Source organism: Psychromonas aquimarina ATCC BAA-1526 (genome assembly GCF_000428725.1).
GTDB lineage: Bacteria > Pseudomonadota > Gammaproteobacteria > Enterobacterales > Psychromonadaceae > Psychromonas > Psychromonas aquimarina.
This window is the reverse complement of sequence record NZ_KE386792.1, coordinates 361,451-374,303: the sequence shown is the minus strand read 5'-3', so window position 1 is coordinate 374,303 and position 12,853 is coordinate 361,451. Positions and strand designations below refer to the sequence as shown.

Genomic DNA, 12,853 nt, shown 5'->3' with positions numbered 1-12,853 from the left:
CTGATAAAGCCAATTAAGCTCAGGGTTGTAAAGCTGCGGTCAATGCTGCTTAGGCACACAAAACGATGAAAAAATTTTGCCTGGAAGGCTGTAAAAGCGGGATTGTTTTACTAATCCGCTACACTTTCTCTATATGTCTTAATGACTGAGGTGACTTTTTTATGAAGATAGGAGTGGCATTAGGAAGCGGCTCTGCACGCGGCTGGGCGCATATCGGCGTGATTGAGGCATTGAATGATTTAGGCTTAAAAATTGATGTTGTAGCCGGCTGCTCAATCGGCTCCTATGTCGGCGCTGCTTATGCCAATAACAAACTAAGTGAATTAAAAGAGTGGGTCGGCGGCTTCACCGAATGGCAGGTTGCGGGACTGATGGGAGTTGGTTTAAATCGAGGAGGACTAGTCAGCGGTGAAAGGGTATTTAAACAGCTGGAGCAGCATTTTTCGCCGTCGACATTTGAGCAGTTAAACAAGCCTTTGGGTGTTGTGGCGACTGATCTGTATAGTGGTAAAGAAGTATGGTTTACCAGTGGTGACGTGATTGAAGCCGTACGCGCCTCATGTGCAATACCGGCATTATTTCCAGCGGTATGGCATAAGAGTAAACAGCGCTGGCTGGTGGACGGTGCGCTGGTTAATCCCGTTCCTGTCTCTTTATGCCGTCATCTTGGAGCCGACTTTGTTATCGGTGTGAATTTAAACTCGGATTACCGGCCGCATTTATATGAGCAGAACAGCAGTGCTCTGCAGCAGAACCAGGAAAAAACCAATGATTTTTTTGAAAAAAGTAAAAGCGTAATTAATCAGTGGTTTAGTATAGATATCTATAATGATTCCCAACCTAAACCGCCCAGTATGCTGGGAGCGATAACAGGCTCTCTGGCAATTATGCAGGACAGGCTTACGCGCTCAAAATTGATTGCAGAACCTCCGGAAATTATTATTGAGCCCAGATTGAGTGACTTTGGAATAATGGAGTACCATCGCGGCAGTGAATTAATTGCGGAAGGCCGTGCCAGTGTAAAACGTGTGGAGGAGCAGATTAAATATCAGCTCGGGCTGGATTAGAAAAGCCAGAACAACAAGTTAGTTTGTGCGAATATTAAAAACAAACATTTTGTTCCGATCCAGCCCTGAACAAGGTGTGCAGTGCTCGTATGTTTTGAGCAGGAATTTGATCCTTTGACTAGTACTGCCGCTCTGGACGGAATGACTTAAAAAGGATCAAATCTCAGGGCAAAGGCTTTTTATTCACCCTATACTCAAAAAAAACGCCTCTTCAATTTAAAACAAAGGAGGGCTGAATTATGTTTTGGGTTAATTCAAGAGTAAGTTCATTTATAGTTATTTTATTTATGAGCCTGTTTTTTGTCACAGCAGCCGCTGCAGATCCGTTTGTCGGAGAATTTGCCGCATATGCCGATGATGATAATTATTCTATAAAAATGAATGCACCGGTGAACGGCTACTACCATGGAACAATGAGTGTTGACGGTGAAATAATGCCGCTGACGGCAAATAAATCAGGAAAGTTTCTGGTCGGCACCATCAATGATTATGGCGATGTATATCAATTTACTGCGGTTTCGCGGGCAGACGGTTCATTTGTTTTCACCGATGAAGATGGAGAATCAATTGTCTTCAGACCTAAGGGACAATCCCGGGCCGGCGGGGAAGCGCCAGCCGGTCCGGATTATTATTCACAGCAGGGGGGGACCGCACAGCAGAGTGACAGCGGGGCTGTTTACATAAACCGGAAAAAACTCTCGCCTGATAAGAGAAATGCACTGGAATCCGCATATCAAACCCGCATCCAGAGCGGGCGTTACTGGTATGATAATATTTGTGGAGCCTGGGGAGTGGAAGGCGGGCCGACAACTGGATTTATTCTGGCTGGTCTGGATCTTCCCGGACCGATGCCGGCTGATATTTCCAAAGGGGGAACAGGTATTTTTATCAATGGGCGCGAGATTCATCCCATGGATCAGCGCGGCCTGCAGCAGCTGTTTGGTGTTACCTATAAAGGTAATTACTGGCTGGATGCTCAGGGAAATCTCGGTCCGGTCGGCGGCTATGCCATTGTTAATATTGTCAATGCTATACAAGCAGCACAACAGCAGCAGTCCAGCGGTTCTGTCACTCACGGCTACGGTTCATCCTACGGCTCTCGAGGCACATTATCCAGCGGAGGAATGTATTCCGGGCGTACCGCAAGCGGCAAGTCAGTATTCTGGTATCCAGGGAAATAAACTTAAACGCACTCTCTGTTTTGTTATATAAACAGAGAGTGTAAGAGAGTGTATATGAAGCCTTTTTATCTAATTAATTTTCGTTTAATTCATATTTCTAAGACGTTAATGACTCCTCTGTTTTATTTTGTAATATCCCTGTACTCTCGATTTTACATGGCTCGACAACTGCCGTGATAAGTGATCTGAAAGTCAACAATGTTCGATAATTTCCTAAGCTATACATGTTGATCTTACTCTGCTATAAACAAATAAATTATCTCCATGCAAAGGTGCCGGGTATGGCTATGGTATCCCCGAATATTGAACATTTATACTACTTTACCACTGTTGTTGAAAAGGGCTCTTTTACAGCTGCGGGACGACATCTCGGGCGTGATCGCAGCTCTATAGGGCAGGCTGTTTCAAATCTGGAGATTGACCTTGGTATTACACTTTTTGAGCGAAACGGACGTGCTATATCCATCACCCCGGAAGGGGATGCTTTATACAGAAGAGCACGAACCCTGCTGGAGAATTATCAGTCCTTCTGTCAGTTCAGCAGTAACCTGTCTGCCAATTTAGAGTCGGAGCTGACTATTGGCATAGACAGCTTTACTTCTACCAGAGAGCTTGCTGGTATTGATGCTCAAATCGCTCTTATTTTTCCTTCATTACGGCTTCACTGGAAACGGCTTCCAACATTAGAGTTAGATGCAGCTCTTGCAGAAGGTGAAACCGATCTGAACATCCGGTTATTTAAAAACCACAATCTTCCAGAAGATTTTCATGTGTTGCACATTGATAATGTAGAGCTAATCGGATTGATAAACAGCAAGGACCCTAAAGTAAAAACGAGTCTGATTAAACACAATGAACTGCGAGAAATACCACTTCTGGTGTATCCGGATCTGGAAAGAATATTTCGCAGCGACAGATTTGAAAATATGCGCCGGGTATTTTCCCGAGAGTGTGCGCTGCAGATAATCGGGCAGAAAAACTCCTGGACATTGGGAACGAAGGATGACATTCCCCCCGAGTCAGAGCATTTTTTTCCTGTTCATATTGATACTACAGATCCTCTCATCGTCAGGCGTATTCTCGTCTGGCATCATGGTCAGACAACAGGTAAAGCTAAGCGCTGGCTGATAGATAATATTCAGTCATTACTGGCGAACCTCTCCTGATAAACGATAAAGTTATTTCACCCCGTTTTAGCGGGGGAAAATCCCCCCTTAAATAACAGATTGTGTTTTGCTTCCATACGCAGGCTAAATTAGAGTGGCCCATCTGGAGGGAGTACATATGTTATTAAGTTTATATCAGCCCGCTTATAAGGTTCAGGCAGCGCATTTACTGTTATGCATTATCTGGAATCTGATAGGTGTAATACAAATTAGTCTGGGATATCAGTCAATTGGTCCAACAGCATCATTACTTTTGATTGTAATTCTCGTACTGACCTGGTCAGGAATGTGGACATCGTTAAATAGAGGTTTTCAGAGAAGCTACTGTGCCCTTTCTTTACTTGCTGTAACGTCGGCATTTTTTGCTGTTTATTCTGCAGTCACTCTGACAGCAGATAACTGGCCCTCAGAGTTCTGGCGATATGCAGGGATCGCTGTAAACAGCGTTGGAGCTGCTGGATTTATTCTTTTGATACGGCAGAGTTTTATTAAAACAAAAAATCGCAATTAAGGTGCGGCTTGTTGATGTGCGCCAGTCTGGTCGTGATATTAAGTTTGATACCTGCTGTAAATATATGATGCAGCTTAGTTTTATGCGGTATTGAGTTCCTATAATGCAACCTGATAAATTATTTTATCTATAGAGGAAAAGTTTTATGAATATTGTAAAAAGAACTGTAAAAAAAATAGGGCTGATAGGATTACTTATCCCTGCTTTCAGCACCAGTACAGCACTTGCCTGTACCAGCATTGCATTAAAGGCAGATGATGGTGCGGTGGTATACGGCAGAACGATGGAGTGGGGAGCTTTTGATCTGAATTCGAGAGTTGCAATCGTTCCACGAGGCCATGAATTTACGGCACATACGCCTGATGGTAAAGCGGGGCTCAAATGGAAAGCGCGATACGGAGCCGTTGCACTGGATGCCTTGGAAAAGGATTATTTAACCGACGGAATGAATGAAAAAGGCCTGGTTGTGGGGGTGCTATACCATCCTGGTTTTGCGGAGTATCAAGAGTATGAGCCTGATTCCGCTGATCGTTCTGTGGGACCACTGGAATTAGCTAATTATGTTCTTACTATGTTTTCAACTGTCGATGCAGTAAGTAAAGGACTAGAGGATATTAGAGTTGTACCAATTCCAGAGCCTGCTCTGGGTAATATTGCCGCACCAATTCACCTTTCAGTGATTGAACCGAGCGGCAAAGCGATTGTCGTTGAATATTTGAAAGGGGAATTAACCATTTTTGATAACCCGCTGCGGGTACTGACAAATAGCCCGGCCTTTGACTGGCATATGACAAACCTGCGTAACTATATTAATTTGTCAGCAGTTTCACTGCCAACCAAGCAACTGGAAAACTTAGACTTTTCACCTATTGGAGCGGGAAGTGGTTTCCTTAGCATGCCTGGTGATTTTACGCCTCCTTCTCGTTTTGTTCGTGCTACAGCGTTTACTCAAACTGCGAGGAATACTTCAGACGGTGATGAAACTATATATGAAGTGTTCCGCATTATGGATAACTTTAACCTGCCGCTGGGCGCTGCAGAAGGCCCGGATGCTGATCCTGAGTTGTTAAAAGGGATGAGAAGTTCAACTATCTGGACAACGGCTGCTGACAGTAAAAATCTTAAATATTATTATCACACCCAGAACAACCGTAAGGTGAGAATGGTCGATCTTAATAAAATTGATTTCTCTGATAATGAAGACGGGATCAGGCATCTTGTTTTAGACAAAAACAAAGCTCAAGAGATCGAAAATATTACACCAGCTAGTTAACCTGAATTCGGGATAAGCGACATTCCTCAATACCGCTCTTTTCGTCCCTCTCTGCGTTAAGTTTGCTTGTAATAGCCTGCTATTACTTTACAAACTTGCCTTGATAGGAACAAAAATTTCGGCATTGAATCTAACACTGTGAATTATAAGGTTAATTTAATGTTCTTTAATGCCCATTATCCCGAGCTCAGGTTAGTTAGAGTTTCTGCTCGGCAGGTTATGTAAGCTTGACATTCGCGTTAGCAGAGACACCTTCGGAAATGAACGAAGCTGTCTCTGCTTTATATCCGCTTAATTTTCTACCCCATTCATATTTCTAAGGGGGCTTGCTGACGTTAATACCTCTTCTGTTTTATCCTGCACTATCCGGTACTCCTGTAATTAATCCATACGGGCAGATCCTTGAATACAGCTATAATTAAAGCAGGAAACGGAGGTTAATATGTCACAAAACGAGATTGAACGTCCGGAGCACTTTGTCGTTGATATGCAGGGCATGACAAACGAAACAGCTGAAGTCATGTGCGGTAAGCATAAAAATACCAACGTTCAAACAGTACTGGCTAAGTCTGTATTAAACGCTGCTGAGAGCCTTGGCCTCCCTAAAGAAGTTACAGAAGAGATTATCGGTCAAGATTTTGCCAGCATCTCCCGCTGCGGTATAGATCCTAAATCTAAAGCAGGTGAACTTAGCCTGTTATTAGTACACTGTTACCGTTCTCTTTACTCTCTAATGGACGGGGATGTGGGAAATATGCAGTATTTTATGAGAACCGCGAATAAGGGCACAGACAGCATACCAAACGAGCAGATAAAAACGGCCGCCGGCCTGGTAACTTTCAGTGCGTCATTAGATGCAATGAGAGGTAATGCTCATGAGCTGTTAATTGATATGTTTGAAGATCTTGAGTTAGCGGCTGTAGTGGAAGAGTCTAAAGACCAGCTTGAAATCGAGGTTGATGACGATGATATTTAGAGATTGTGTTTGTTTTCCGCCCAGACAGGGCAGAAAATAAACACGTAATAATTCATTTTAACCAGTCTACACTAGGCTAATTTTAAACTGCTGTGCTGCTTTATACCGGCTCCGCTTCGACTAACAGCGTTAAGTACTGCCTGCAGAGAAGCGCTGACTATATCATCGCATTTAGCCGCTGCGCAGTAACGCGCGCCTTGAATGCTTAGCTGAACATAAGCCATCGCTTCGGCCTGTTCATTTTCAGCCCCTTTTCTGCTTGGAAGGGCGTGCTCGTTATAGTCGATTAATACAATCTCAGTTTCGATTGATTCACTTAAACCTCTGACAAAAGCATCCAGTACACCTTTACCTTGACCGTCAATTGTCACTGAGCCGTTAACAGAGGCTATTTGTGCCTGCAGCATATCTTTATTACCTTGACGGTTAAGGCTGTAGCTGTTGATACTTGCGCTTTGCTGCGGTGCTAAATAAGTATTGGAAAAAATATCGTGAATAATAGTCGATGAAACTTCACTTTCACTATTTTCGGCATGCTGCTGCACATGCGGACTAAAGTCGACCTGCATCCAGCGCGGCATTTGAATACCGTAGTCCTGTTCTAGTACGTAGGCCACGCCGCCTTTGCCGGACTGGCTGTTGATACGAATAACCTGCTGATAAGTTCGCCCTAAATCACGCGGGTCGATCGGCAGATAAGCAACCTGCCAGTGTGCCTGCGGATCATGGATCCGCTTCGCCGCATCAATCGCCATACATTTATTAATTGCATCCTGATGGCTGCCGGAGAAAGCGGCAAAAACTAATTCACCTGCGTAGGCATGACGTGGGTGTACTGCTAACTGCGTGCAGCGCTCAACGGTTGCAATAATACGGTCCATATCAGCAAAATTTAGTTCCGGATCAATGCCTTGACTATATATATTCATTGCCATAGTAACGATATCCATATTACCGGTACGCTCGCCGTTGCCCAGTAATGTGCCTTCGATACGATCCGCACCGGCCAGTACGCCCAGTTCAGCGGCAGCTACGCCGCAGCCGCGGTCGTTGTGAGTATGTAAACTGATGGTCACTGACTGACGAGAGCTGATATTGTCACACATCCATTCAATCTGGTCTGCGTAGACATTAGGCGTTGATGCCTCAACCGTCGCGGGTAAATTGATAATCACCTTGTTTTCAGGTGTCGGCTGCCAGACATTAATAACGGCATCACAAACCTCCAGGGCATAATCCATTTCGGTGCCGGTAAAACTCTCGGGTGAATATTGAAATGACCAGCTTGTTTCGGGCTGAGCAATCGCAAAATCACGCACCCATTGTGCGCCCTGTACAGCAATTGCTTTAATTTCATCGCGCGATTTTTTAAATACCTGCTCGCGCTGTACCGTTGAGGTTGAATTATATAAATGCACAATGGCTTTTCTGGCGCCTTTTAAAGCTTCAAAGCTACGCGCTATTAAAGGCTTGCGTGCCTGGGTTAATACCTGGATAGTGACATCGTCTGGAATTAAATCCTGTTCAATCAGCTGGCGCACAAAATCAAAATCAGGTGCCGATGCCGCGGGAAAACCGACTTCGATCTCTTTAAACCCCACATCTACTAACAGTTTAAACATATCCAGCTTCTGGCTTGGACTCATAGGTTCAATCAGAGCTTGATTACCATCGCGCAGATCAACACTGCACCACTGAGGCGCTGCTTCAATAATTTGATTAGGCCAGCGTCTGTCCGCTTTTTGAACTGGAGCATAGGCGCGGTATTTTTTATGATTAAAACTAGCGTGGATGTTAGAGATATTAGACACGAGTCATTTCCTTTTAGAGCTTCAGCAGCGGAGATGTTTAGAGGAATGAATTAGCGAGTTGGTGCACCATTGTAAGGGTATTACCGCCCGTTTCCGGTTAGAAACTTCGCTCGCTATCCATGTGTTAACTATAGAACGAACGGCGTAGAGAGTGGTTGCAAAGTAACTCTAAATTCAACCTGTTTATGCAACAACTCACTAGGTAATGTGCTATTGTTAGTGAAAATGACCATATAGGTAAAATAGTATGCAGGAAGTAATCAAATTAGACCGTACTGACAAGAAAATTCTTAAGCTGATGCAGGGGAATGCGCGTATCAGTAACCTAGAGTTAGCCGACAGTGTTGGTTTATCACCAACACCCTGTTCACGCCGTGTTAAACGTCTGGAGGAATCAGGACTAATCGACAAACATGTCACTTTATTGAAGCCCGCGGTACTAGGCTTAAAATTAACTGCCATGATTGGTATTTCAATGGACCGCCATACACCGGACCGTTTTGATAACTTTGAACGTGCGATTGCCGCTTTACCTGAGGTACTGGAATGTCTGATTGTAACCGGGCAGACGGCTGATTTTTTGTTAAAAGTGGTGGTGCGTGATATGGAGCATTACGAGAAGTTTTTACTCGGGCATTTAACCAAGTTAGAAGGGGTTACCGGTGTACATTCTAGTTTTGTATTAAGAGAGGTAGTCAAAAAGACCGAACTGCCGCTGGATTGAGTGTTCTGCTGGTCAATATGCTTAAGTACGGCTCTGCAGGTTTTGGATCTTAACAATTTAAATTATCCGGCTCGCTTTCGGGAAAAGCGAGCGTGGTGTTTTATTGGCGTTAATCTGAACTATGTAATCATAGCGACAACCTGTGCACTAAAATTTTCTGCCTATCAAATTCTCCACCTTTTCAAGTTTGCGCCGTAAATAGATGATTTAGTCTACTCATTTACAGAGAGCGCTGATATCCAGGAAGCAATCTCCTCAATTTCAGTCTGCTTGCCGTTCAACAGCCTTAACATCAAACCACCAAACAAAAGTGCGTAAGCTTGACTAGCGTTAGACTCGCCGACTAATTTGGTCAACTCAGAGATAAATTGATTATCTGCCATTCTAAGCAAAGTGTCGTTTGCGACATCTTTTGTGTCTCTGTTCTTTACGTAATCGAGTAACACTACCATTTCGCCTTGAAACCGGCTGTCTAGGGCAGAGAGCAATCCAGTAATTGCCTGTTCTTTATCCTCTGGAAGATCGCTTCCTTCTGGGACTCCATAGAGGCTGTGAGGTTGTAAGACCAACTCTGTACAAGCGGTAAACAACTCTTCTTTGCTGGGAAAGTAATGATAAAGTGCGCTTTTAGATACCCCCAGCGCTTCAGCAATCCCCCGCATACCAAGCCCGTTAAATCCGTGCTCAGAAAATACATCGACTGCTTTTAAAGCTAGCTCTTGACGATAAGCTTCATGATCTACAATTTTCGGCATAACTCCTCCTTAAAAGTCCGAGTGGACTATAAGTTAGCACTAGTAAAAAGTCTACTTTACAAAATGTTGCTTTGATTATTTGGACCGGGTGGACTAAAAAGGTTGACAGCAAAAATATAGAGTAATATTATTTGGTCCGAGTGGACTATAAAGTTTTTGTTGTTGTGAAAGACGGCTAACCAATCCCTACTTTCATACGACAAAAGCGCAACCTAATGAATATTTAACAAGTACCGGAGTAAATCATGTCAAAAGATCAAATAACGATAAAAAATGCCCCTATTGACTGGGCATGCACAGGAAAATTTAGCTTTACAGCAGGGTTTGGTTCGACAAAGGCAGAGAGTGCCATTGCGAACTATGCCGCATTGATTGCACCTGTCGTGCTGTATTTCCTGTCATGGCAGAATTTAGGGTGGACTATTCTTCAAATTGTTGTCGCAAGTGCCCTTGCATTGGATATGGTTGGCGGTGTGCTTACTAACTCCCTAGGTTCGATGAAACGTTTTCTCCATACTGACCAAAAACTGGAGGTCAATTGGTTAGGAAAATTAGTCGGCAGTAAGTTTTTATTTCCAGCAATTCACTTTCAGTTATTTGCTGTGCCGCTTTGTTTTGATGCGGCCTGGTCTTATGCCTTTTTCTGGTATGGCGTTATGATAGTTTCAATTATCTTCATTCACTTTTTACCACTGTATCTTCATCGTCCAGTTGCGCTCCTGATCGTCATGCTGTCGGTAATGATTGGACAAACCATATCTGCACCCGCTGGACTTGAGTGGCTTGCACCTATTTTCATTATTAAGCTGGTTCTATCACACGGAGTAAGAGAAGAGCCATATCGATCAGAGCATGAACAAATTGAGAGACAACCCAGTGACTAAACAATCTCGTATTTTAATTGCTGGTTCGACAGGCTACCTTGGCTTACATATTGTTAAGCAGCTGCACACAGAGCAAGTTGAGTTCAAGGCATTAGTAAGAAATAAAGCCAAGCTGGTTTCTCTTGGTATTCGAGAAAACCAAATTATCGAAGCGCAGGTAACCAAACCAGACGAGTTAAATGGTATCTGTAATGGGGTTGACGTTGTAATTTCATGCTTAGGTATCACCAGACAGCGTGACGGATTAGGTTATATAGATGTTGATTACCAAGCAAATCTTAATTTACTACAAGAAGCTGAGCGGGCAGGCGTTAGTAAATTTATTTATGTTTCTGCGTTTAATGCAGGGAAATATTCAAATGTCAGGCTGTTAAAAGCCAAGGAGAGTTTTGCTCAACACCTGCTGGACTCAGATAAACTTATACCTTGTGTGATAAGGCCAAATGGTTTCTTCTCTGATTTAGAAGAAGTTTATCAGGCGGCGAAGACTGGACGAGTCTATTTGTTTGGAACTGGCGAAGTGAAAATGAATCCAATTCACGGGGAAGATCTTGCCAGGTTCTGCCTTGAAGCGATAGATAGCGGGGAGCGGGAACTCGAAGCAGGTGGACCGGAGGTACTATCGGGTAAAGATATTGCTAAGCTGGCTTTTTTTGTGCAAAACAAACAAGAGCAAACCACCTGTTTACCTGACTGGCTGCAAAGTTTGGCGCTTAGCGTTGTAAAAAGGCTCCCAGAAAAATGGGGAGGGCCTGCGGAGTTCTTTTTAACGGTCATGGGGCAGGATGCTATTGCTCCAAGATACGGTACACATAAACTCGGAGACTATTTCTCAGAATTGTCCCGAAAATGACGGGCATCAGACAGAGAAAGTATATAATGACAGCACTTCTATGCAGCCCAAATAACTAGAGCTAGAGTTCTTGTCCTAGCTCGCTTTTGTCTAATTCTGCTCAACTAGGCTAACACATGGAAAAACTAATTTGCCCGCTAATGGGAGTTTTTGAGCGTGTCAGTCACGCTCTGAGTCGGGAAAAGCGAGCGCGGGATTTTCCTGCAGGTTTTCTGTTACAGAAAACAATAAATGCTTTTACGGAAAGCCTGATACACTGCAGCTGCCGGAATCTTCACTAACCGGCAGTCTACTTTGGATTATTAAAGGCTTTTTCCTTCCATTTCTTAAGTGAAGTTTCAGCAAGCATGGCGCCAAAAAGCTCAAATATCACAATAGCTGGAACTATGGTATTAAAGACCATGAGTCCGTCAGGGCCTCTCAGTATAGTTGCAACATACATGGTCTCTACTGCCGCCATTCCGGCCTGAGGCAGTATTAGTTTTGGAAGCAGGCTTGTAATGTCCGCCTCCTGTCCTGTTCCCTTACAGGCCCCCCAAGTTCCAAGGATCTTTCCTGTCAACCTCATTGCAATATAAACAGCAATAAAAAGCAGGGAATCAGTGGAAAAGGTCTCAAGTTTTACACTTGCACCAATAATTGCAAAAAAGAATATATTAAAGATCGGCATTACATTTCTAATTCTCAATGATTCAAATATTGTGTGTGAATGAAAATTAGAAATTAAAAAGCCGCCAAAAACAGCGGTGATAAGAAACGGAAGGTCAAGGCTGATTGCAATAGATATGCCTATTGAAATAACGCTGATTAAAATCAGTAATATTTCTATACTTGCTGACGGGCGTTCATTTAAAATTGTAGGAAAAAAGAGGTTTGAGTCAGCAAAATGGTGATTGTTGGTAATTGACATTGTTCTAACAAAGATTTTCAAAATGAGAAAGATTAAAAAACCCAGGAGAAAAGCCAGAAAAAATTCCTCAAGTACTTTTAAGGCAATAAATCCCGTAGAAAGTTCTTCTCCATGTTTAATGGTGACTGCAATACCAAGGAAAATAGAGAAAAATATAACCTCAATAATATCGTCAAGTACGACTATATTTGCCAGAAGGCTCCTTAACTTCCCGCCAATTCCGAACTTGTTCATAATAATGAAGGTCATTGCCGGTGCCGTGGCCATTCCTATGGAGCCGATGAGCAGCGCTATGATTATTTTTACATCAAAAATTAACCAGAAAGCCAGTGTTAAGAGTATCCACGTCAGTATGGCCTGAGAAAAACAAATAATAGCGGCTTTTACACCGACTTCCTTAAGGTGCTTTACATCAAGCTCCTCACCAAGTGAAAAAGCGATAAGTCCGAGGAAGAGAAATACAAAAAAATGGAAATTCTCGACAACTTCCCTATATAAAATAAATTTTTGATCGTAAAGATCAATAACGGGTATATAAAATGAGCTTTCAGCAATCCAGCTTATAGAACTTAAGCCTTGAAATAACAAGTTAATAAAGCTTGGGCCCACAAGGAGACCACCCACAATTTGTCCTACAACTTCACCTAGTTCAAATTTTCTTGTAATACGCCCGCAGAGAAATGCCGAAAGAAGTATCAGGCCGACACTTAAGATTTGTATTTGCAGGCGTTCGAGCTCCATT

Annotated in this window: 11 protein-coding genes; 8 read left to right on the top strand and 3 right to left on the bottom strand. The window is 43.2% G+C overall.

Going from position 1 to position 12,853, the window contains the following annotated elements:
* Positions 1-161 precede the first annotated feature (161 nt).
* The 5 genes from rssA (at position 162) to G337_RS27230 (ending at position 6,174) form a co-directional block, all read left to right on the top strand.
* The gene (rssA, locus tag G337_RS0123225; RefSeq protein ID WP_028865968.1) at positions 162-1,067 is read left to right on the top strand and encodes a patatin-like phospholipase RssA; all 906 of its coding nucleotides are present in this window, start codon (positions 162-164) and stop codon (positions 1,065-1,067) included.
* 239 nt (positions 1,068-1,306) lie between these two features.
* On the top strand, positions 1,307-2,248 hold the full coding sequence (locus G337_RS0123220; RefSeq protein ID WP_028865967.1) for a hypothetical protein: 942 nt from the start codon (positions 1,307-1,309) through the stop codon (positions 2,246-2,248).
* 281 nt (positions 2,249-2,529) lie between these two features.
* Positions 2,530-3,414, top strand: a complete 885-nt coding sequence (locus G337_RS0123215; protein WP_028865966.1) for a LysR family transcriptional regulator — start codon at positions 2,530-2,532, stop codon at positions 3,412-3,414.
* Positions 3,415-4,070: 656 nt separating this feature from the next.
* The gene (locus tag G337_RS0123205; RefSeq protein ID WP_051303561.1) at positions 4,071-5,198 is read left to right on the top strand and encodes a linear amide C-N hydrolase; all 1,128 of its coding nucleotides are present in this window, start codon (positions 4,071-4,073) and stop codon (positions 5,196-5,198) included.
* A 442-nt stretch (positions 5,199-5,640) separates the two neighbouring features.
* Positions 5,641-6,174: a hypothetical protein gene (locus G337_RS27230; protein WP_211235837.1), complete on the top strand. Its 534-nt coding sequence runs from the start codon at positions 5,641-5,643 to the stop codon at positions 6,172-6,174.
* A 71-nt stretch (positions 6,175-6,245) separates the two neighbouring features.
* Here G337_RS27230 and leuA read toward each other — a convergent pair whose 3' ends face one another.
* The gene (leuA, locus tag G337_RS0123195) at positions 6,246-7,985 is read right to left on the bottom strand and encodes a 2-isopropylmalate synthase (protein WP_028865963.1); all 1,740 of its coding nucleotides are present in this window, start codon (positions 7,983-7,985) and stop codon (positions 6,246-6,248) included.
* 247 nt (positions 7,986-8,232) lie between these two features.
* Between leuA and G337_RS0123190 the strand changes: the two genes are divergently transcribed.
* Positions 8,233-8,709, top strand: a complete 477-nt coding sequence (locus tag G337_RS0123190; RefSeq protein ID WP_019614232.1) for an Lrp/AsnC family transcriptional regulator — start codon at positions 8,233-8,235, stop codon at positions 8,707-8,709.
* Positions 8,710-8,921: 212 nt separating this feature from the next.
* Here G337_RS0123190 and G337_RS0123185 read toward each other — a convergent pair whose 3' ends face one another.
* Positions 8,922-9,464 carry a TetR/AcrR family transcriptional regulator gene (locus G337_RS0123185; protein ID WP_028865962.1) on the bottom strand — a complete coding sequence of 181 codons (543 nt, stop codon included), beginning with the start codon at positions 9,462-9,464 and terminating at the stop codon, positions 8,922-8,924.
* Between the two features lie 245 nt (positions 9,465-9,709).
* Between G337_RS0123185 and G337_RS0123180 the strand changes: the two genes are divergently transcribed.
* Positions 9,710-10,348: a hypothetical protein gene (locus G337_RS0123180; protein ID WP_028865961.1), complete on the top strand. Its 639-nt coding sequence runs from the start codon at positions 9,710-9,712 to the stop codon at positions 10,346-10,348.
* A complete protein-coding gene (locus tag G337_RS0123175; protein ID WP_028865960.1) occupies positions 10,341-11,201 on the top strand; it encodes an SDR family oxidoreductase in 861 nt (286 codons plus the stop codon). Before G337_RS0123180 ends, G337_RS0123175 begins: the two co-directional genes overlap by 8 nt.
* A 289-nt stretch (positions 11,202-11,490) precedes the next feature.
* On the opposite strand, the gene G337_RS0123170 is transcribed toward G337_RS0123175, so the two are convergent.
* A complete protein-coding gene (locus G337_RS0123170; RefSeq protein ID WP_028865959.1) occupies positions 11,491-12,852 on the bottom strand; it encodes a cation:proton antiporter in 1,362 nt (453 codons plus the stop codon).
* Between the last annotated feature and the right edge of the window lies 1 nt (position 12,853).

Coding starts and splice junctions, on each gene's coding strand:
- rssA (WP_028865968.1), top strand. CDS start 162: ATGAAGATAGGAGTGGCATTAGGAAGCGGCTCTGCACGCGGCTGGGCG.
- G337_RS0123220 (WP_028865967.1), top strand. CDS start 1,307: ATGTTTTGGGTTAATTCAAGAGTAAGTTCATTTATAGTTATTTTATTT.
- G337_RS0123215 (WP_028865966.1), top strand. CDS start 2,530: ATGGCTATGGTATCCCCGAATATTGAACATTTATACTACTTTACCACT.
- G337_RS0123205 (WP_051303561.1), top strand. CDS start 4,071: ATGAATATTGTAAAAAGAACTGTAAAAAAAATAGGGCTGATAGGATTA.
- G337_RS27230 (WP_211235837.1), top strand. CDS start 5,641: ATGTCACAAAACGAGATTGAACGTCCGGAGCACTTTGTCGTTGATATG.
- G337_RS0123190 (WP_019614232.1), top strand. CDS start 8,233: ATGCAGGAAGTAATCAAATTAGACCGTACTGACAAGAAAATTCTTAAG.
- G337_RS0123185 (WP_028865962.1), bottom strand. CDS start 9,464: ATGCCGAAAATTGTAGATCATGAAGCTTATCGTCAAGAGCTAGCTTTA.
- G337_RS0123180 (WP_028865961.1), top strand. CDS start 9,710: ATGTCAAAAGATCAAATAACGATAAAAAATGCCCCTATTGACTGGGCA.
- G337_RS0123170 (WP_028865959.1), bottom strand. CDS start 12,852: ATGGAGCTCGAACGCCTGCAAATACAAATCTTAAGTGTCGGCCTGATA.